The organism is Desulfosporosinus sp. BICA1-9, assembly GCF_000802135.1.
This window is the reverse complement of the sequence record NZ_JUEE01000230.1, coordinates 26446-45820: the sequence shown is the minus strand read 5'-3', so window position 1 is coordinate 45820 and position 19375 is coordinate 26446. Positions and strand designations below refer to the sequence as shown.

Annotated in this window: 18 protein-coding genes; all 18 read right to left on the bottom strand. The window is 45.7% G+C overall.

The genetic code is table 11. The annotated features are described in order from the left end of the window. Positions 1–13: 13 nt before the first annotated feature. Complete coding sequence (locus JL57_RS28445; protein WP_034145255.1) at positions 14–1288, bottom strand: PocR ligand-binding domain-containing protein; 1275 nt, start codon at positions 1286–1288, stop codon at positions 14–16. Between the two features lie 263 nt (positions 1289–1551). Continuing rightward, a complete protein-coding gene (locus JL57_RS28440) occupies positions 1552–3009 on the bottom strand; it encodes an ethanolamine ammonia-lyase reactivating factor EutA (RefSeq protein ID WP_034145254.1) in 1458 nt (485 codons plus the stop codon). Positions 3010–3130: 121 nt separating this feature from the next. Continuing rightward, on the bottom strand, positions 3131–4039 hold the full coding sequence (gene eutC, locus JL57_RS28435; protein WP_034145253.1) for an ethanolamine ammonia-lyase subunit EutC: 909 nt from the start codon (positions 4037–4039) through the stop codon (positions 3131–3133). A 14-nt stretch (positions 4040–4053) separates the two neighbouring features. Then, the gene (locus JL57_RS28430) at positions 4054–5418 is read right to left on the bottom strand and encodes an ethanolamine ammonia-lyase subunit EutB (RefSeq protein WP_034145252.1); all 1365 of its coding nucleotides are present in this window, start codon (positions 5416–5418) and stop codon (positions 4054–4056) included. Between the two features lie 30 nt (positions 5419–5448). Further along, entirely contained in the window at positions 5449–6123 is a 675-nt protein-coding gene (locus JL57_RS28425; RefSeq protein ID WP_034145251.1) for a cupin domain-containing protein, read from the bottom strand. Between the two features lie 321 nt (positions 6124–6444). Beyond that, entirely contained in the window at positions 6445–6993 is a 549-nt protein-coding gene (locus JL57_RS28420; protein ID WP_034143206.1) for a BMC domain-containing protein, read from the bottom strand. After that, on the bottom strand, positions 6990–8333 hold the full coding sequence (locus JL57_RS28415) for a 4Fe-4S dicluster domain-containing protein (RefSeq protein ID WP_034145250.1): 1344 nt from the start codon (positions 8331–8333) through the stop codon (positions 6990–6992). Before JL57_RS28415 ends, JL57_RS28420 begins: the two co-directional genes overlap by 4 nt. A gap of 18 nt (positions 8334–8351) precedes the next feature. Beyond that, positions 8352–8645, bottom strand: a complete 294-nt coding sequence (locus JL57_RS28410) for a EutN/CcmL family microcompartment protein (RefSeq protein ID WP_034145249.1) — start codon at positions 8643–8645, stop codon at positions 8352–8354. After that, positions 8642–9463, bottom strand: coding sequence for a hypothetical protein (locus JL57_RS28405; protein ID WP_034145248.1), 822 nt, complete (start codon positions 9461–9463; stop codon positions 8642–8644). Before JL57_RS28405 ends, JL57_RS28410 begins: the two co-directional genes overlap by 4 nt. A gap of 2 nt (positions 9464–9465) precedes the next feature. Next, a complete protein-coding gene (gene pduL, locus JL57_RS28400; protein WP_034145247.1) occupies positions 9466–10863 on the bottom strand; it encodes a phosphate propanoyltransferase in 1398 nt (465 codons plus the stop codon). A 92-nt stretch (positions 10864–10955) separates the two neighbouring features. Beyond that, positions 10956–11267 carry a BMC domain-containing protein gene (locus JL57_RS28395; RefSeq protein WP_034145246.1) on the bottom strand — a complete coding sequence of 104 codons (312 nt, stop codon included), beginning with the start codon at positions 11265–11267 and terminating at the stop codon, positions 10956–10958. 147 nt (positions 11268–11414) lie between these two features. Next, complete coding sequence (locus JL57_RS28390; RefSeq protein ID WP_291300699.1) at positions 11415–12899, bottom strand: acetaldehyde dehydrogenase (acetylating); 1485 nt, start codon at positions 12897–12899, stop codon at positions 11415–11417. Between the two features lie 22 nt (positions 12900–12921). Continuing rightward, positions 12922–13569: an ethanolamine utilization microcompartment protein EutL gene (gene eutL, locus JL57_RS28385; protein ID WP_034145245.1), complete on the bottom strand. Its 648-nt coding sequence runs from the start codon at positions 13567–13569 to the stop codon at positions 12922–12924. Positions 13570–13616: 47 nt separating this feature from the next. Beyond that, complete coding sequence (locus tag JL57_RS28380) at positions 13617–13952, bottom strand: BMC domain-containing protein (RefSeq protein WP_034145001.1); 336 nt, start codon at positions 13950–13952, stop codon at positions 13617–13619. A gap of 510 nt (positions 13953–14462) precedes the next feature. Continuing rightward, a complete protein-coding gene (eutH, locus tag JL57_RS28375) occupies positions 14463–15692 on the bottom strand; it encodes an ethanolamine utilization protein EutH (RefSeq protein ID WP_291300698.1) in 1230 nt (409 codons plus the stop codon). A gap of 371 nt (positions 15693–16063) precedes the next feature. Further along, positions 16064–16636, bottom strand: a complete 573-nt coding sequence (locus JL57_RS28370; protein ID WP_034145243.1) for an ANTAR domain-containing response regulator — start codon at positions 16634–16636, stop codon at positions 16064–16066. Then, positions 16605–17942: a sensor histidine kinase gene (locus tag JL57_RS35855; RefSeq protein WP_291300697.1), complete on the bottom strand. Its 1338-nt coding sequence runs from the start codon at positions 17940–17942 to the stop codon at positions 16605–16607. Before JL57_RS35855 ends, JL57_RS28370 begins: the two co-directional genes overlap by 32 nt. A 55-nt stretch (positions 17943–17997) precedes the next feature. Then, a complete protein-coding gene (locus JL57_RS28360) occupies positions 17998–19353 on the bottom strand; it encodes an amino acid permease (protein ID WP_034145242.1) in 1356 nt (451 codons plus the stop codon). Positions 19354–19375: the final 22 nt, after the last annotated feature.

The window sequence follows — 19375 nt, the reverse complement described above, 5'->3', positions numbered from 1 at the left end:
TCATACTCACCCTCTAATACAAACTGTTTTTGTAGATCAGGGGTGTAACCCCGATATACTTACGGAAGACTTTAGAAAAATAACTTTGGTTTTGAAAGCCAACCGCTTTCGAAACTTGAGCAACACTAAATTCAGGTTTTTTCATCATTTCAACCGCTTGCTCCACTCTCACTCTGGTTAAGTAATCATTAATCGTACAATCGAGTTCTTCTCGAAACAAGCGAGAGAGATGCGAAGTACTTACAAAGAGATGCTCAGCCACATCCGCAACAGTAAGGGGCAAAGCGTAATGTTCCATGATGAAATCCCGAGCATTTTTAACAATGGCCAGGTGTTTTTTATCTGCTAAGGTAAAAATCCCTTCTAAGAAGGTTTCAACAATATGCTGAATCTTGTAAAAAAACTTTTCTACTCTCTCAATACCTTCGATTTCCTTGTTAAATTCTTTTAGATGCATCATAATACGTTCCGCGTTAGCTCCACCTTCGACGGCCGCCCTAGATGTTAAGGTTGCCAATTCCAAGATACGCACTTTGACCGTTTCCAGATCCCCTACAGTTTTGGTATAGAGGTCTGTTAAAAGACTTTGAAGCGTTTGGTTTGCTCTCGTTCGATCCCCAAGGCGTATATAGCGCAAAAATTTACGTTCTTTCTTTAGATAAGTGTCATAATCACTAATATCCGGTAAATTCTTCCGCTTTCTCTCCTCGATTTCCCGGCGTATCTGCTGTTGTTGCAAACGGGTGGCATCAATTTCTGCTAAGCTATTAATATTTCGTTTCACGATATGATTGACTACGACGAAAAGCATATCTGCAGCCGCTTGGGAACGAGCCGGAGAGACAACCTCAAGCTTACAGGCTTTGGACTTTAATTCCTCGAAGTTCTTGATCCCAACATTCAGCTTCTTCAGTTCTTGAAAGAAGAAGTGATCAGGTTCCCACATTAAAACTTGTCCACAGATAATGCTTCCCCTGGAAACCCCTTGAATCGTGATTGGAACGGCCCAAATCACCAATCCTGCATGACAACGAAAAAAATAGGGTTCCTCCCATTTTGCAGCTTCCAAGCTGGCTCGTTTATAGGAATCTTGACATTTTTTTTCTCCTTCAGGTTGGCAGCGAATATAACGACAAAAATCGCTGCGTTCTAATTCTCCAAGTACAGAAAAGGTTGCTCCCTCGTTATTAATCGCCTCGATATGCAAACCAGTAGCGTTGTGAAAACTACCTAGGATTTCTTCAAGATAGTTAGGGTCCAGTAGGTTAGCCTCAAATGTTTTGCGCATCGAACCCATCCTTACCTAAAGGGGTCAGTAATTCCCCTCAAGTTCATTGTTCATTATCTCTTCTATTCGTCAGAACTATTGCAAATCCTGCCCTAAACTGCACGATTTTAAAAGCGACTGAACATTGTTAAACTTCAGTCGCTTAGGAAATGTCACTTTAATATTATGTCAAATTTACGTCTAGTGAACTCGTTCAGTTAACGTCAAACCGAACATCGAGACTTCAAACTAAGATAGTCTCCAATAAAGGTTTGAAACTTGGCTCAACGATTGAAGACTAAGGTTTTCAAGACCACTGGAACAACTCTGCCACCCATAAGGGGTTTCCCAATATCAATATAATCACAATTCTCCACTTCCAGCTGATCAATGCAAACCAATTCTAAGTGGCGATTGGCTAAAGCATTAATACACTGTCCTAAGACTTTCCCACAGTCCGCTTCGATAACCAGAATAAGGGGTTTATCTGTACACAAGTAGTCTTCCAGCCCCCATAGCAGCCCTTGTGCCAAACCATTGATATCTGCAAAGGACATTGTGCGGGGACCTTTCATGGCTAGGGCTATGACTCCCTCTGAGTGATCCACTTGAAGGCGGAGAATCTCGTTTTTAACGACTTCAGCTATGCTTATTGGTGTATCGGGAATCCCGGCTGTGAAGGGAGAAATAACCATGACATTGCGCAATGGCAAGGTATTTTCCTGAAGATGGATGGTACTGCCACTTAAATTGACCGACTGAGTTCCAGTCCCAATGACGGTTGCTCGAACTGTTTCATTCGGCTTTTCTAAGACAAACCCAGCTGTTTCTAAGCTTACTTTAAGCTCCCAGCCTAAAAGCGGACCGAAATCTCCAAAAGCAGTCACTTCTGCCATAGTTGCAGGCCCATTTGAAGCATAGACATAGTCTGCTACCCCGCCAGAAATCATCACTTTTCGAATCGGATGTTCTAACTGCAAAGGAGGGGTCATCAGAAGTTCCTTGGTTAACCCAGCGTGTATAGAGGTCTTGAGCACCTCCACAACACACTCAGCCATTGCTTTAACCAAGGGGCGAAATTGAGCAAGGGTCACTCTCTCTCCTACTTGAAGCCTTTGTCCAGTGGCTTGTAAGGCAATTCTTGCCGGCTCAGAAATGTAAGTGATCCGGTCCCCTTGTCGTTCAAACTCGATTAAGTGTCCGCCGACGTTTAGGCATGAAGAATCGACTGCCTTGCCCTCCCGAAACGTAGCATAGTTGGAGGTTCCACCACCCACGTCGATATTGACGACGACTTGGTGTCTTTGGGCAGAGAATAACGCAGCACCCGATCCTTTGCCTGCAAAAATAGCCTCCAAATTGGCACCGGCAGTGGCCACTACAAAGTCTCCAGCAAACCCAGCTAAAGCATCAATAATTGCTTTAGCATTTTCCTTTTTTGCCGTCTCTCCAGTGATAATCACAGCTCCAGTGTCAATCATTTCTGGCGTTAGCCCAGCAGCCTGATATTCGCTTTCCACAATCTTGGAAACTGCAACCGCATTAATCAAGTCGCGGTCTAAAAGCGGCGTAAAATAGATCTGGCTGCGGTGGATCACTTCCTTATCCGTGATTTCCACACGAGGAACTAAGGTTCCGGAAGCCGTATTCTCAATGGTCAAGCGGCTGATCACCAGTTGTGTAGTCGTGGTTCCAATATCAATGCCCACACTCGTGATCTGTTGATTAGTCGATTCGGGCATTTTTCACCACCCCTATCTACCTCCGTGGCTCCCACTTCTATAAGTGGGAGTTCCATGCTCTGCTTCGGTGGGGGTAGACTCCCCCACCGAAGTCTCGATGTCCAGCTTTAGCTGGTCGAGTTCACTTTTGCTGGTTCAGCTTAACACCACTAGCTTTGGCAGCCAGAATTTGTTTAATGACATCCGTGAGGTGTGCCCCTGCTTCAGCAGGTGGGATTCCGCCCTTGTGAATATTGGAGATAACCGTACGGTCCGCTTCAACCGTGTTTTGATCGGGTCGGTAAATCATGTAGGCACTAAGGCTCTCCGCCGTTCCTAGTCCTGGACGCTCTCCAATCAAGGAAATGATCACATCTGAATTGACGATAGATGCTACATGGTCTTGAACCCATACCCTGCCATTCTTCACGAAGAACGGGGCTCCGACTTTGATTCCTGCAGCTTTCAATCCTTGCATTAAGGCAGGCAGTAAGTCGGGGATGTTGGCTTCAATCGCACTTGAACTCAGTCCGTCGACGATTAGAATCTGGACCTGGACATTCTTTTCACACTTCTCCGAAATCATTTTCACTGCTTCTGAGGATAAACGACGCCCCAGGTCTGGTCTTTGCAGAAACTCGTCCTTACTAGTAGCAGCACTTTGAACTGACATTAAGTTCATCCGTTGGAGAAATTGCTCAGAAACATCGAGGAATACGGCATCTTGGGCTACGGCATGATCCGCCAAAAACCTTAATAAGGCCATGGTCTTGGGTCGTGCTCCGGCTCTGCCAATTCCAATCCGGGCTGGGGTTGATTTCATCATAGCCTTTACCGCATCCGCATTGAACGGGTTGGAAATCTGCATTTCATCTAGGGGAGGGAACGTCACCATCTCCTCTGATTCTCTGCTAGGGAGTAGGGACGGATCCATCATCGCTGCCGACATCACGTGGTCTTTCCCCTTCTGTGAAAGCAGCCCTTTCTTAGCCAGTTCTTCCATAACACTTTGGATAATGACTTTTTCTAATTCGTTATTCGCAACTGCCACCTCGATTCGCCTCCCTATTTATCAAATATCGATGGGTCTCCGGCTCTCTCAGTCAGTTTGCCGTTTTCTAAAATCCCCATCTTCTCTAACCATTGCTCAAATTCAGGAAGCGGTCGCAAACCCAAAATTTCCCGGGTACTTGCATCATCATGGTAACTAGTATCCTGATAGCTCAACATGACATCATCACCGCCAGGAACTCCCATGAAGAAGTTCGAACCAGCCATGGCGCAAAGCAGGGTTCCCATTTCCTGATCATTCTGATCTGCTTTCATATGGTTGGTATAACAAGGTGCGATTCCCATCGGCAAACCATGCAGCTTACCCATAAATAGATCTTCCAAGTCTGCCCGGATCACTTCTCGACCTGAATAGATCGTCTCTGGTCCAATAAATCCAGAAACGTTGTTGGTCATAAATGGCCGATAACCACGTGCATACCCATAGGTTCTTGCTTCCAAGGTCATCATATCAACACCAAGATGGGCATCTAGAGAGACCTCGGAGCCTTGGCCAGTTTCAAAGTACATAAGATTAGGACCTGTCGCCGTTCCTTGGCGCTGTGCTAAAGCAAAAGCCTCATCCAGAATGGTCGCGCTTACACCAAAGGCATCATTCGCTTTTTGCGTTCCAGCGATACTTTGGAAAACCAAGTCAACAGGAGCCCCTTTTTCAATCGCTTTCATTTGGGTTGTCACATGAGCCAACACACAGTTTTGAGTTGGAATTGCCCATTTCACCATGAAATTTTTGACCGTATCTAAAAGTCGAGTAACCGTCTCTACATTGTCTTCCACAGGATTAATTCCAATTACGGCATCTCCCGAACCATACGATAACCCTTCTTTAAGGGATGCCAGCATTCCTTCGACATTGTCTGTGGGGTGATTGGGTTGACAACGAAAAGCAAGTGTTCCAGGTACACCGAGTGTGGTATTACAGTGTGACTGAATGCGCATCTTCTTCGAGCCAAAGACTAGGTCCATGGTGGACATTAACTTAGCTACTGCAGCAATCATTTCGCTCGTCAGCCCTCGACTGATATGAGCCAAGTCCTCTCCCGTTGTTTTATGGTCTAAGATATACTCACGCAAGTAGCCGACCGTCCAGCTTTTGATCTCTTGATAGATTCTCAAGTTAAGTCCGTCATAGATTGCTCGAGTGACTTCATCCTCTTCATAAGGAATGACAGGGTTATTATAAATATCCTCAAGGGTAAGATTACTCAAGACTAATTTTGCTGCCACTCGCTCAGAAGCAGATTTTGCGGCAATTCCGACCAATTCATCACCAGACTTCTCTTCATTGGCCTTAGACATAACTTCCTTGAGACTTTGGAATGCAAAAATTTTATTATAAACTTTTGCTTTTAAAATCATGGATCGATCCCCCAATCTGACTTAATGTCCTTAATCGCAAAAATCTGCCCAGTTCGCAGGGTAGGTAGCATAGAATACTTTACAAAACGTGGGAGAGGAAAAAACCACTTGGCTTCCCTTAGGAATATAGACCACATCTCCTGGTTTAGCGCGAAAGACTTGCCCCTCAACTTCTAAGACAAACTCGCCCTCTATAACATAATCGACTTCATCATAATTTAAAAACCAAGGCAATCTGGAATGATCAAAGGTCATAAAACCCGAGGCGAGGTTGCCCACCCGTGAGTCAATCACATCAACGAGTCCCACCTTTTGCCCTGGAGGAGCTTCCAGAAAAGGCTGGATGACTACGGTTTCCCCTTTGACATGAGTGGCTTTGGGATTCTCACAGGCTGGTTTGAGCACCTCACCCAGAATCTTCTGCACCGCTCTTTTCAGGTCTTCACTCTGGCTTCCTGCATCTGTTGAGTTTCCAGAGGAAATGCTGACTTCTTTAACACTAGACGGTTGATTCACCTGTTGTCCGACTGATTGACCAATAACACTGCGACTAACAATTTCCTGTCTCCCTTTGCTAATCGTGATCCCTAATTCTTTAGCAAGATCTTTGGCGGAGGGAGTTAGAACACTATCTTCTTCTAAAACTACATTTTTATCCAGCTTAGCCAAATCTCGTAATACGGCCGCCGAAATAAATCGTCCCATAACACACCTCCTTTTCGATGTTCGAAGTTCGAGGTTCGATGCTCGATTTTTAAGTTTTCGTTACTAGTTTTCTCTGGCTCAAACTTAGCGCTTCGCACCTCGTTTTAGTCTCCTTTAGTACTTCGTATTCAATAGATGCGTAGTTCAGGTCGCGTTTCGAGCCTCGAAACTCGCTTCAATTAGTCCTCGCGCCTCTTGTCTCCCACCTCATGCTTCGTTCTTCGCCATCCAGTTCGTTATCCTTGTTTCGAACCTCGTGCTTCGTATCTACCAGTTCGTGATCCTCGTTCGAACTTCGAACTTCAAACCTCGAACCTCGATTCAAGCCAGGCTTTCGATGAGTTGCTTCGCGGGCCTTGGGATGACAACTTGACGAATGAGGAGGCCCTTTTCACTGGCTATGGCGCTTCCCTCTTCGACCGCTGCTTTCACGGAGGCGACTTCTCCAGTCAGTACGGTATAGCTTTTGCCTCCGATTCCAAAGGCCAGATGGATCAGCATTGGCTCCACATCTCCTGCTTTTACCGCAGCATCGGCTGCTTCGATTAAGGATGCCACGCTGTATGTCTCGATAATTCCTAAGGCTTTTATATCATATAGCCGGTTGGCGTTGCCGATGGCTGGTAAGATGGAGGGATGAACATTGGGGATGACGAAAGAATCCACCACGGTCTCCGCTCCTAAGTCGATGCCGGCGTTCACGGATTGCTGGACTCCCGAGACGTCTCCACTCACCATGACGATATATTTTCCAGGGCAGATGGTTTTTGCTACCAAAATGGTCACGTCGGCTGTTTTGACCATGATATCGGCGCATTCAATCCCTTGCGCTATACTTGTTAATTCGACCAGCCCTATGGCATGGATCATTTGGCTGCACCACCTTTCCTTATCGTTATGGTTTGAGGGGTTATCTGTGTGACGGTTCCTCCGATGCTGGCGTGGACTCTTGCGCCAAGTACTTCTACTGGGATTTCCCCGACGAGTTGTCCTACACTCACGACGTCTCCAACCTTGACAACGGGTACTGCCGGTGCGCCAATATGCTGTTGGAGCTTGAGGGTGACTTCCTCCGGTTGATACACTTCTAAGGATAAGGGAGCTTCCTTATACCAGGGTCTTAGTCGCAAGCGATCCATTAAACGTGACGATGGGATTAAGCGATGCTTGGCCATCGGGTCAACCTTCCCGAGTTCTCCTTGATATTTGATGCCCTTGGCCCGAAGCTCAGCTTTCAAAGCCATATTCACTCTCAGCGGTGAGATTCCCACTGGACAAGCGTAGGCTTCACATACGCCACACTCTGAGCAAGTTAGGGTACTGGTTACTAAAGATGGATTTCCAACGTTTTTATAATTGACCGCTCGGATCAGGCGATGGGGAGAGAGTTCGTGACCGATGATATGCCTTGGGCAAAGCTCGGTGCAGAAACTGCACTGTTCGCAGACGGTTTTGGCGATTCTTAAGACGGTTTCAACGGTCATGCTTTTCCGCTTAATCAGTGGATGGTCCTTAGGAAGGCCGATCAATCCTCCGGTGGTTTTGGTCACGGGGGTCGAAAGGTCAGTGATTAAGGTTCCCATCATGGGGCCTCCGCTCAGATACGTGAGGTCCTGGTCGATGCCGCCGGCTAGTTCGAGAACGTCGCGCAGGGAGGTTCCGATCGGGACGGTGACGGTCTTCGGTACTTTGACGGCCCCTGTGACGGTAAGAGTTCGGGTGGTGACGGGGGTTCCCTTGACGGCTCTTGCTACATTGATCAGGGTTTGGACGTTATTGACGACAACTCCGATGTTTAAGGGTATTCCACCCGGTGGGACTCGTCTTCCCGTCGTTAGCCAGATGGTGATGACTTCGTCTCCGGCAGGATAGATATCCGGCATTATGGCAATCTCTAGGTTATCCGTGTTCATAATATAGGGCTCTAAGGCTGCTATGGCATCCTTATATTTGGCTTTTAAGGCGATGATTCCTTTTGGGGCACCGGTTGCCTCCATGGCTAGGGTTAAGCCTTTAACGAGAAGCTCTGGATGGCAGGCTGCCAATTGTTGGTCGGTTTTCAGTAAGGGCTCACATTCTGCGGCATTGACGATGACGAGCTCAGCCTTTGCTGCAAGCTTGACATGCGTCGGAAATCCTGCACCACCTGCGCCGACTACCCCAGCTTCTCGGACCTTCGCACTGATCTTATTCATGATTATCTCGCTCATTTTTTCACCCACTTAAGCTCACGCTTCAAAGGTTTCTTTATCGATGATGCCCACGATGATGGCATCGATGGGGATGCTATGATTCGCCAGCCCCTGCCTGGCTGAGGAACCGCCGGTGATCATGACAATCTCGTCTTCCCCTGCTCCGATTTGATCGGCTGCAATCAGGGAATTCCCGACTTCCTGAAGCTTTGGTGTTCCATCCTCATGATAGGTGAGGGTGACAGGTTGGACGACGAGAAACTTCAGACCCCGTAAAGATTCTTCTTTACGAGTGGACCATACATTTCCTATGACTCGAGCTAAGATCATCCGCGTCCCTCCTCCTTCTCCATCCACAGCTCAATTCGGCGTAACTTTAAGGTGTCTCGGGCCAGTGGGGAGATGACGGTCCCTTGCTTCACAAGAACTCTCGATTCTTCCGGAAATCCATAGGCCTGCTTGTCCCCTAGGAACTTCTTGAGAAAGTGGATTTCGTTGGGTTTGAAGGAACACTCTGCATAGGCAGCTGTTTTCTTCTGTTCGTCGATCACGGATGTCTGCTGATCAGGATGGGTTGGGTATTGTTGAACAGGATTTAGAGCAAAGGTGACGTCTTCTAGGTTAGCACATACCCTAACTCCGTAAGATTGGAGCGTCTGAATATACCCTTCATAGAGTTCTTTATAGGCCAGAGGGGTTTTGGCCGTCAAGCCAAGATACTCCATCACTAACTCGATGGAGTTCCCTTCAGTTATCCCACGCCCAATCATTTCACAGATGGGGTTATCTCGTATCCCTAAGGCTGCTTTTGCCAAGGTATTTGGAGAACACGTGGGGAGGATTAGTTTTTGCCAGTCTGACTTACTCAAGGCGTCTTGGGCCGTTATCCAGGTCATGCCAAGGGGGAGTTCTGGGTTTGCTGTATAGACCTGGTCACTCGGTAGAACGTTGAGGGTGTAGTTGGCTCCCCAGCGTTGTTGAACCTTGGTTAAGACGCGTGGGAAATCTGGGACATAGTTTAAAAGGACCAAGGCTTGGGATTTAACTGCCCTATCTCCTGCGGGGCTTAGGTTGCCTTGTAATAGCCCTTGCAAGGCAGGGTCAGACAGGATACGGCGCACGATTTGGTTAATTAATTCTTCATTCATGGTCATACCCCCATGAGTTTCCCCTGGCTCGAAGGATCGAGGAGGGCCGCATTGGCCTCATCGAGATCCAGGTGCATCTCTTTACGGTATTCGTCACTGACTCGGATCAACACGTCTTCATAGACCATCGGACGTTGACTTTCGACTTTGACACACACTCGGTCTCCATCCTTGAGTGACCACTCTTTAGCCTCGTCGGTGTGGAGGTGTATATGCCTGCTGGCTACTATGACGCCTGCTTCAAGCTCGACGCTTCCCACCGGACCAGCAATCCGAAGACCCGGGGTTCCTTCATGTTGCCCTGAATCTCGGATGACAGGGCTTATTCCTAATTTAAAGCAATCCGTGACACTAAGTTCTGCTTGAGTACTTTTTCTCACGGGACCTAATACGCGGACCTTCTCTAAGGTTCCTTTGGGTCCTTGTAAGGTCACTGTTTCTTGAGCTGCGAATTGTCCGGGTTGGGAAAGTTCTTTTTGGACGGTCAAGCTATAGTTTCGGCCGAAGAGGGCCTCTAAGTCGGTCTGCGAGAGGTGGATATGGCGATTTGAGGTTCCTAAAGGAACTAACTTTTCTGCGAGTGCTTGAGTTTTCCGTCCCCGTACTTCACAGGCCAGAATATAGAAGGCACTGGATAGCCGATTTAAGGCCTGAATCAGGTCGGTACGGCTACAGGCCCCAGTTTCATCATCCGTGAAAGCCCGGTTGGCATAGAGTTCGACTTCTCGTGACTTTGCTCTCAAATGATGGAGTTTGGCCACGATAGCTCCATGAGTATAGCTCAGCGGGGTATGATCAATTCCAAAATATTTTCTCGGATGATGGGATCGGTCCCGCAGTTCTTCTGCCGTCAAGCCGATCAATGTGGTCCATTGAAAGGGCTCTTGCTTAACTTCACTGACCATGAGTTGTCTGCAAAAGACGGAGATTTCTTCGAGTTTTAAAAGGAGTCCCTCTTCCCCTTCGTGGTGAAAGAAACTTTGGGCCTCAACGAGTTCACATTGAAACAAATCCAGTTGTCCTCGGTAGGCGATCACCGGATGTGTCTTGGTGACTAAGGCACCGGTGCGTAAATGGGTCATGTGTTCGGGTTTAACTCCTGAAGGAGTATTGGTATTGGTATTGGTATCAGTCTTGGTAGTGGTCTTCGTTTGAGTTTCCCAAAGGGCTTTCGGTTCTTCGAAGGATTTGTGGTTATATTTGTCTATGCTTTGGCTTGCACTGGAAAAGGTACTCTTATTGAGGTCCTGAAGCCCATTTCCTTCGATTTGGACCTCAATTCCCTTGGAGCGGATAAAGTCCCTTGCCGATGGGGTAATTACACTTCCGGGCGGCAAGCTCATCAATTTATCCTTGGTTTTGTGCCAATTGGCTCTTAGTTCATACTCTGTGACGATCAAGTCCTCACCTACCCTCTACAGAAGTCGGAGATCAGATGCCAGAGATCAGAGGATAGTTCTTAGTTTTCTGACCTCGAACATTTGAAGTTTGATTATTTTTCTCCATAACCCTTGTTATCACCGACGGGTAGAATGAACTCAACGTCTTGGTGAGGACGTGGGATGACGTGGACGCTGAGAAGTGCTCCCACTCGTTGGGCAGCTGAGGCTCCTGCATCGACGGCCGCTTTGACCGCTCCGACATCTCCTCGTACCATCACTGAGACCAGTCCACCGGAGACATGCTCTTTTCCGCATAAGGTAACATTAGCTGCTTTTAACATTTGATCGGCTGCTTCGATCGCTGGGATTAATCCTTTGGTTTCTATCATTCCGAGTGCTATTACACTTCGATCTTGTGCCATTTTGTTCCCTCCCAATTTCGATGTTCGATGTTCGATGTTCGTGGTTCGAGGCTTATGCTTCATGCCCGGGTCATTGGAACTATGCACTATGACCTCTTTTTACGAACTTTGATCCATGCTAATCAAGAACGTTTATTAAGATTAAGATTAGCATTTCATGCCATTCAGATGCTGCATGACTTGTTTAATAATTTCTTGCACGAGCTGAGCATCGACTTGCGGCGCTTGAGCTTGAGCTTGAGTTTGGTTAACTTTCATAGGTTCAACGAGTTTGCGTTCAGGGATCCCCAGATGCCAAGCGACTCGTTTGATGTTGAGAAGGTGCTGGGGGGTGACGTTTTCTGAGACGCTCGATCCTGCCCAAGTTCCGCAACCCAGAGTGAACGAGGGGGCTAGGCCAGTGGTCGCTCCGACGCCGCCCATAGCAGCCGGGGTATTAACAAGGATTCGGTTGACCGGTTTCTTGAGCGCAAATTCTCGGATCACTTCTTCATTATTGCAATGGATTGCCAGACTATGACCCACTCCACCAGCTTCTAAGAGTTGAAAGCTGCGTTCGCACCCTTCATGCCAGTCGGCCACTCGGTAAAAGCCTAAGACGGTGGTGAGTTTTTCGTAGGATAAGGGCCATTGCGGGCCGACACCGCTTAAGGGGGCGACTAGACATCGAGTTCGATCCGGGATACTGATACCTGCCAGTTGGGCAATGAATTTCGGGTCTTTTCCGACGACTTTGGGGTTGACCCCTCCGTTGCCTAACATGACAACTTTAGAGACTTTAGTGACCTCTTCAGGGTCGAGGAAGTGCGCGCCAAAGCGTTTGAGATGGTTAATGAGGTCGTCGGCGATGCACTCTTCAGCGACGATGGCTTGTTCGGAGGCGCAGATAGTTCCGTTGTCAAAGGTTTTTCCCATGATGATGTACTCGGCGGCTTTAGCCAGGTCGGCACTGCGTTCCACGAAGGCCGGCACGTTGCCGGGGCCGACGCCGAGGGCTGGTTTTCCGCTGCTATAGGCAGCTTTGACTAAGGCGCTTCCACCCGTGGCCAGAATCATGGCGATGCTGGGGTGTTTCATCAGTTCGTTGGTGGCTCCCATGGAAACGTTCAGGATGCAGCCGATCACGCCTTCTGGGGCTCCCGCAGCGACAGCGGCTTGGTGCATGATTTTGGCAGCTTCATTCGTGCAGCGTACGGCACTGGGGTGCGGGGAAAATACAATCGCATTTCGGGCTTTGAGAGCGATCATGGCTTTATAGATGACCGTTGACGTCGGGTTCGTCGTGGGGATGATCCCTGCGATGACTCCGACAGGTTCGGCGATTTCCCAGAGTTTTTGTTCGCGGTCTTCTCGGATGATTCCCACGGTTTTCATGGGTTTTATGAAATCGTAGAGGGTTCGAGAGGCGAAGTAGTTTTTAAAGCATTTGTCTTCGTAGTTTCCCATGCCGGTTTCGGAGACGGCCATCATGGCTAACCTCGCTGCATTAGCTTCACCGGCTTCACGCATCAGATCGATGATCTTATCGACTTGTTCTTGGGTGAAGTCTTTGAGGGCTTCTTGGGCTTTGCGCGCAGCTCGCACTAAATTTCGGGCTTCTTGTAAGGAACATAGGTCTCGATCGAGTTCCATTACGAGCGGCACCTCCCTTTTGCTAGAATTTCAGGCCGTTTTCACAGACGTCGATGACCGCTCTCTGGAACGCTTCACAGGCTGATTTGCAGGCGCTTTGCGAACCGGTTAAGAGTCCGCCACCAAAGTTGGTTTCGGTCGGTGGGCCGTAAAAGGCTTTCATAGTAACTTCCGCAGCTTTTAAGGCGGCATCTAAGCCGTACATGGCTTCGATCGGGGGCGCGATCAAGTAGGATAACGCTTCACCTTCTGGAATTCCTGCCAGTTTGGAGAGATAGCTTCCGGTTCTCGAGACGGTGTGCGGGAACCAAGCGGTCTTTCCTCCATCGCAGGTGTAGAAGAAGCATTCGTTTTCCAGGTGGTCGATGCAAGCATCCACTCCGGCTCGCACTTCGGCTGGGTTCGGGCCGGCTAAGATTCCGATGATTTCTCCGGATAAGGGCCCTGAGGCTCGTGCCGCTCCGCAATAGAAGCTTTTGGCATAGACGACTTCGACTTCGGCTTTTTTCGTGGCTTCGTCTAAGGCGACGTAGGTTGAATCATCGATGTCGGCGGTGATCATACCGATGGAACGCTGATACCCTGTGAGGCCCAATTTCTCGGCAAGATCCGGGGCCACATTGGGGATTAATCTAACGGCTAATACTTTTGGCTTAAGGGGCTCTATCATGGTTACCCTCCCTATTAATGCCGGACGTTTTGCTTAGTTCCGACGATTTATTTGGTATTCTCGACGTTTTTGGTTTTCGGCTTTTCTTCGATAACCGGTAATTTAGGCAGGATGGCTTCAAGTTCCGGATGCGGGCGCGGGATGACGTGACAGCTGACGAGTTCTCCGACTCTCTCGGCTGCAGCGGCTCCGGCATCGACCGAGGCTTTTACGGCTCCGACATCTCCTCGGACCATGACCGTGACTAAGGCGCCTCCTACTTTTACTTTCCCGATTAAGGTGACATTCGCTGCTTTGACCATGGCATCGGCCGCTTCGATGGCTCCTACGATTCCACGGGTTTCTACCATGCCTAGTGCTACGAGATCTGCTCTTATAGCCATTTGTGTTTTTCCCCCTTCATACATCAATTATCTCTTGGAATACATCGTTTCTGACTCAGCGACATAATATAGTGATCGCTCTAGTTTAAAGCTATAACTCATAAGCCGTTGTGTCAACGGCTGTATTCCCTACATTGAAGATTTTTATAAAATTTGTCTAAAATGCTCTTTTTTTATTAACTAAGGATAGCAGCTGTAGAACAGTCCTCTCACTAACCTTCGCAACTTAAATACTAATGCAAAAACCATGCCACTAAATAAAACTCCAAACCTTTGATGCCCTGCCACTAAACTATAACACGACATTGTAGGAAGAACCCCTGTCCCTGTACAAGTCTCTTTATTAAACCAATGACATCATGAAAGAACTTCAATACAAGTTTGCTTCACTAAGTCATTTATGACTTCGATAAACCATATTTCACTCATTTTTACGTGCTCCGAACTATTCCTTGTAGCGCAGAGCACGTTCCATCTTTAACACTTCTGGCTATTTGTTCTGCTGCCTGATTATTTTTGTGATTCGGCAAGTTTATCTGCTATTTCCAATTTAATCGCTTGCGGTACCGAGAGCCAGATGGCCAATCCCACGGCAATTAACCCGGCGCTGAGCTTGCCGATCATCACCGGTAGGATCATCGTTGGCTGAAAGTTTGCTGTGAAAGCCAAATGATCCCCAAATAGGAAAGCGGAGCAGACAGCAAAAGCAATACATTTCACTTTATCCGCAGCCGGCATATCCTTGATGATCCTGAATAAGGCTAGAATGTTGGCAGCTGCGGCAAGAATACCAGCGCTACCAATAGAGCTGAAACCAAATTTACTGCCGATAGCTTCCAGTGGCTTGGCCAAATATTTTTTAATTAGATACACCATGGGAAATGCTCCGGCTAACATAATCCCAATGTAGCCCGCTATCTCTAAAGCACGGAACTGGTCATCCGCATCGGCTATAATAGGGTCGAATCCCCAGACGCCTAAAACGCTAGAGAAAGCACCTGTGAAATACTCGACGATGGAAAAAACGAGAACCAGTTTAATCCCGGTATCCATCGATTTGCCGAAGAACATGAACCCTTTGATCATTTTCTCTGGAATAAGTTTTAATCCAATGGCAATAGCCCCGCAAATAACGATCAGCGGCACTAGATTAGCAAAAATAGTTCCGAAGCTCAAAGCCAGTTGATAAGTAGATTCGCCGTCTGTGGTGATGATATCGCGAACTTTGGCATTGCTTAGAGCTAGAATAGTACTGGTGATAAATACTCCGATGGGCACAGTGAGAATCCCAGACATCACCCCAAGTGCCATATATTTATGATCCTTTTTCTCCAACATAGCCAAGCCCACGGGGATACTGAAAACGATGGTCGCACCCGCCATGTAGCCCGTGATCATTGCCATAATCCAGCTTTCACGAGTAGTCGCCAATACGTCCGCCAACTGATAGCCGCCCATGTCAACCGCAATAAAAGTTGTAGCAGCGATGGCAGGGTCTGCACCAACGGCACCAAAAAGAGGACCAAATACAGTTTCCACAAAAAGCGCTAGATAGGGAACGGACGCCATAATACCGGCTACCGGAACAAAAATTGGTCCGATAGAATATAAACCTTCCAGAAATTCTTTTCCCAAAGCTGATTCTTCTTTAAGAATGGAAGCTAACGCCCCTGCCACCGCGCAGGCCATGATAATGTACAGAATATAATTTCCAAACTGTGCCATGATAACCCTCCTCAAATCTTTCTCTTTTTTGTCCCTAAATCTGTACTGCCCTCCTTCAGTGTAATAACTAAAATCTGCGTCTAAACTATTTGCGCAAATCTTTTACCCTTTTAAATAAAAAAATCCTCATAATCCGGTCAAGTATTTGACCGGATTATGAGGATTTCAGCACCCTCGTCAGGAACGACATTATTCCTGATAACTATACAATTTTCCGCTTACCATCCATTATTTACCACTGAATTATAGGTTTACTCACAATGAGTTTGAAATTGAACACAATATAGCACACTTTTTAACAAGTGTCAATCACCAACGAAGAGCCCGACTGAAGCAGCTTCGCACATTTCCCACGCAGGCAATCCTCATAATGGTTTTTCTAACCATTATGATAAGCTCAGAATAATTGCCTTTGCTACATTTTTCATAGATTTATTCTGTTCCATGCTTATTTGTCTAATTTTTTTGAATGCTTTTTCCTCACTTAATAAATATTTTTTCTCCAAGAGTCCTTTAGCTCGTTCAATCAGTTTTCTAGTTTCTAAGGCATCCTGAAGGCTCAAATTCTCATCTCTTAAGACGTTGAATTCCTCAGCTCTTTTTAAGGCAATTTTACAGGCAGCAATCAAACAGTTCTTGGTAACCGGTTTGATCAAATAAGCCAATACCCCAGCAGCTCCGGCTTGATTAATAAATTCGTCACTACTGTAGGCAGTTAAAAGTAGTACCGGAGCTATTCGCTCCTGGCTAAGTATTTTGGCAGCCTCAATCCCGTTCATCACTGGCATTTTGATATCCAGGATCACCAAATCCGGCTTAAGTACTTTGGCTAGGTTAACTGCACTTACTCCGTCCTCACATTCACCTATGACTATAAACCCTTCTTCAGTAAGTATTTCTTTTATATCTAATAAAGTAATAGGTTCATCATCTGCCAGTACGATCCTTAATTGTTTCATCTCTCTCACCCTCCTCACGGTACGAACTAGGGAACCTCATGCAAGCTTTAGTTCCATAGCGATAGCTTTCTAAAGAAAATTCCCCCTTCAACTTACGTCGAATAATACTGTCAACTATCTGCGTACCAAGTTGGCCTCCATTTTGAACTTTGTCAGAAGATATCCCAATCCCATTATCCTCAACAGTTATGATTACTTCGTCCTTTTCTCCTCTCACTGCTATCCGGATGTTACCCTCGGAACGAGTGATGAAAGCATGTTCCACCGCGTTTTGAATCAATTCTGTGATGCAAAGAGAAACATTGCTGGCTACGGTAGCGGGAAGGAATACCTCGGTCCCGGATATTTCACCCGTTATATTTTGATTTGAATCTACCATATTCGATAAAACTGTTTGTAAGATATTATAACTAGTTTGTTTAATATTGACTACTTCAAAGTTTTGTTTTGAAAGGGCTTCGTGGATTAGTGCGATGCTTAAAATACGATTAATACTTTGGTTCAGGATTTTTTCCACAACTTTCGAGTTCGTTCTTCTCATTTGCAAACGCAGTAAACTGGTAATGGTTTGAAGATTGTTCTTTACACGATGATGAATTTCTTTGATTACTGTATGTTTTTCCATGAGTTCCTTTTCTATTCTCTTCACAGAGCTTCTGTCTGAGAGAATCAGCTGTGCCCCCAAGAATTTCTCCCCAGCAAAAAGAGGAATAATTATCAAAATAATATCGAATTGTTCAATAGATAGGTTAAGTGCCAAAAAAACTGGTTGATTAATGTATTTGGCAATGTCTCCTTTGCTAAAACCCATTGCTACAACAAGGTCGCTAAGAGATAAATCTTGAAAACCCAGCCTAAATAAAATGCAGTCGGCTGTATAATTGGTAGACACTATCTCTCCTTTAGAGTTTATGATTAAAAATCCATCGGGAACTAAATCATTCACTGGAGAATATGAATAAGGCCTCCCTGTATAAAACTGCTTTATATCCTCAAAATAATTCTCCGCTAGAACTTTTTTCCCCTCAATGGTTACATTTCCTATCTTATTATTAATTCCTAGATAGATAGGAATTGTTTTTTTATCCTCTTCACTCCACTTATTATCCGCAAATAATCCTTCCGATAAATCATTATTATCATCACCTAAAATAACTTCCTGTTTATCTTTACTGAAAATAGAAATCTCAGTCCGAACATACAGATAAGGCCTATGTAATTTAACGTGTTCGGTTATTTTCTCCAAAGCAATAATTTGATCAAACTTAAGCTCATTATGAATCAAGCATTTTTCGTTGCTGGGCATTTTCTGTACACTCCTTTAACGCAAACAATGGCGGTCAAATGTCATAATGTTAATGTTAAAACCACGAAAGTCTGTCTGTTTTCACGAAAGAGAGAAAAATAATAAATCCTACAATGAAAAGAGCCCAAAAAAAACTTATTAGACGGATACTAGTTCCAAACTTACCAAGATAAAAAGATCCGTAGTTTTCTTCGATTTTTTGATAGCCCCAAATTGCAGCCCCAAGCGTTATGACATAGGACAAATACATTCCCATAGTACTGAGTGAAGTAATAAAATATAAATTCCGGGTCAAAAGGCTTAATAAAAAGGTCAGTGTTGCCGCTAAAAACACGCTATAAATTGGAGTATCATATCTAGAAGAAACACGCCTCCAGAGTTTTGATAATGGTAACCCATCATCCCGAGAAAAAGAGTAAAGAATTCGTATTAATACTGTTTGTGAAGAAAGTCCCGCTGCAAACTGAGCCATCAGTATGAAACCCATAATAAACTTATAAATGGTAGGGCCTGTTGTCTGTCTGATTACATAAAGTGATAACGGCATTTTCGGATCAACTGGCTGGTTTAAATCTGGCAAAGCTAAATTAAGACTAATCAACAGGATCATACCAAGAAATGCAGAAACCACTACAGCATAAAACATTCCCCAGGGTACAACTTTAGAGGGATTAATACTTTCTTCTGAAACACTAGCTGCAGCATCAAAAGCCATAAGAGTCCACGCGGACATGAGAAGCGGTTGAGCGAATTGGGCAACTATACTCCCATCTAGTTTTTCTCTAATGAGAAAAGCATTAGTAGCCGAATTCCTTTGTCCAAATATTAATAATAAACTTACTAGGATTACCACTCCAATTATATGAACATTGACACTGAAATCATTGAACCAGGTTACAATACGAATGCCATAAATATTTATTAAACTGTGCAACAAAATAATTATTCCGGTCATCCCCATTATTATCCATGGATTCTTGTAATCCAAATCCAAATAATAACTTAGAAATATCCCCATTCCGAATTCTATCCCTGCGGTACAGGCAATCCAGCCGATGATAGAAAAATAGCCACAAAAATTACCTATACTTCGGTTATTACTAAGCAGCTCTGTCCATTTATACACTCCTCCTGCCAAGGGGTAAATCGATGCGATTTCGCCAAGTGCTAACGCTAAGATTATCTGAAAAAAACAGACCACACCCCACGTCCAAATATTCCAATTTCCTGCTAATTGTTGCCCGTCGCCATAGAGAAACAATAAGCCACTTAAAATTGAAATTACCGAAAAAGTGATTGCGAAATTAGAAAATCCACCTATTGTGCGGTAAAGTTCCTGTGCATATCCTAATCGGTTTAAATCACAGATATCCTTTTCAATTTGACTTTCAAATTGGTTCTTTACTTCCATTTTTCGACTCCTTAAAGACCGA

Excerpts from the sequence above, each read along its gene's own strand:
- JL57_RS28445 (WP_034145255.1), bottom strand. The coding sequence starts at position 1,288 with ATGCGCAAAACATTTGAGGCTAACCTACTGGACCCTAACTATCTTGAA.
- JL57_RS28440 (WP_034145254.1), bottom strand. The coding sequence starts at position 3,009 with ATGCCCGAATCGACTAATCAACAGATCACGAGTGTGGGCATTGATATT.
- JL57_RS28430 (WP_034145252.1), bottom strand. The coding sequence starts at position 5,418 with ATGATTTTAAAAGCAAAAGTTTATAATAAAATTTTTGCATTCCAAAGT.
- JL57_RS28425 (WP_034145251.1), bottom strand. The coding sequence starts at position 6,123 with ATGGGACGATTTATTTCGGCGGCCGTATTACGAGATTTGGCTAAGCTG.
- JL57_RS28420 (WP_034143206.1), bottom strand. The coding sequence starts at position 6,993 with ATGATCCATGCCATAGGGCTGGTCGAATTAACAAGTATAGCGCAAGGG.
- JL57_RS28415 (WP_034145250.1), bottom strand. The coding sequence starts at position 8,333 with ATGAGCGAGATAATCATGAATAAGATCAGTGCGAAGGTCCGAGAAGCT.
- JL57_RS28410 (WP_034145249.1), bottom strand. The coding sequence starts at position 8,645 with ATGATCTTAGCTCGAGTCATAGGAAATGTATGGTCCACTCGTAAAGAA.
- JL57_RS28405 (WP_034145248.1), bottom strand. The coding sequence starts at position 9,463 with ATGAATGAAGAATTAATTAACCAAATCGTGCGCCGTATCCTGTCTGAC.
- JL57_RS28395 (WP_034145246.1), bottom strand. The coding sequence starts at position 11,267 with ATGGCACAAGATCGAAGTGTAATAGCACTCGGAATGATAGAAACCAAA.
- JL57_RS28390 (WP_291300699.1), bottom strand. The coding sequence starts at position 12,899 with ATGGAACTCGATCGAGACCTATGTTCCTTACAAGAAGCCCGAAATTTA.
- eutL (WP_034145245.1), bottom strand. The coding sequence starts at position 13,569 with ATGATAGAGCCCCTTAAGCCAAAAGTATTAGCCGTTAGATTAATCCCC.
- JL57_RS28380 (WP_034145001.1), bottom strand. The coding sequence starts at position 13,952 with ATGGCTATAAGAGCAGATCTCGTAGCACTAGGCATGGTAGAAACCCGT.
- JL57_RS28370 (WP_034145243.1), bottom strand. The coding sequence starts at position 16,636 with ATGAAACAATTAAGGATCGTACTGGCAGATGATGAACCTATTACTTTA.
- JL57_RS35855 (WP_291300697.1), bottom strand. The coding sequence starts at position 17,942 with ATGCCCAGCAACGAAAAATGCTTGATTCATAATGAGCTTAAGTTTGAT.
- JL57_RS28360 (WP_034145242.1), bottom strand. The coding sequence starts at position 19,353 with ATGGAAGTAAAGAACCAATTTGAAAGTCAAATTGAAAAGGATATCTGT.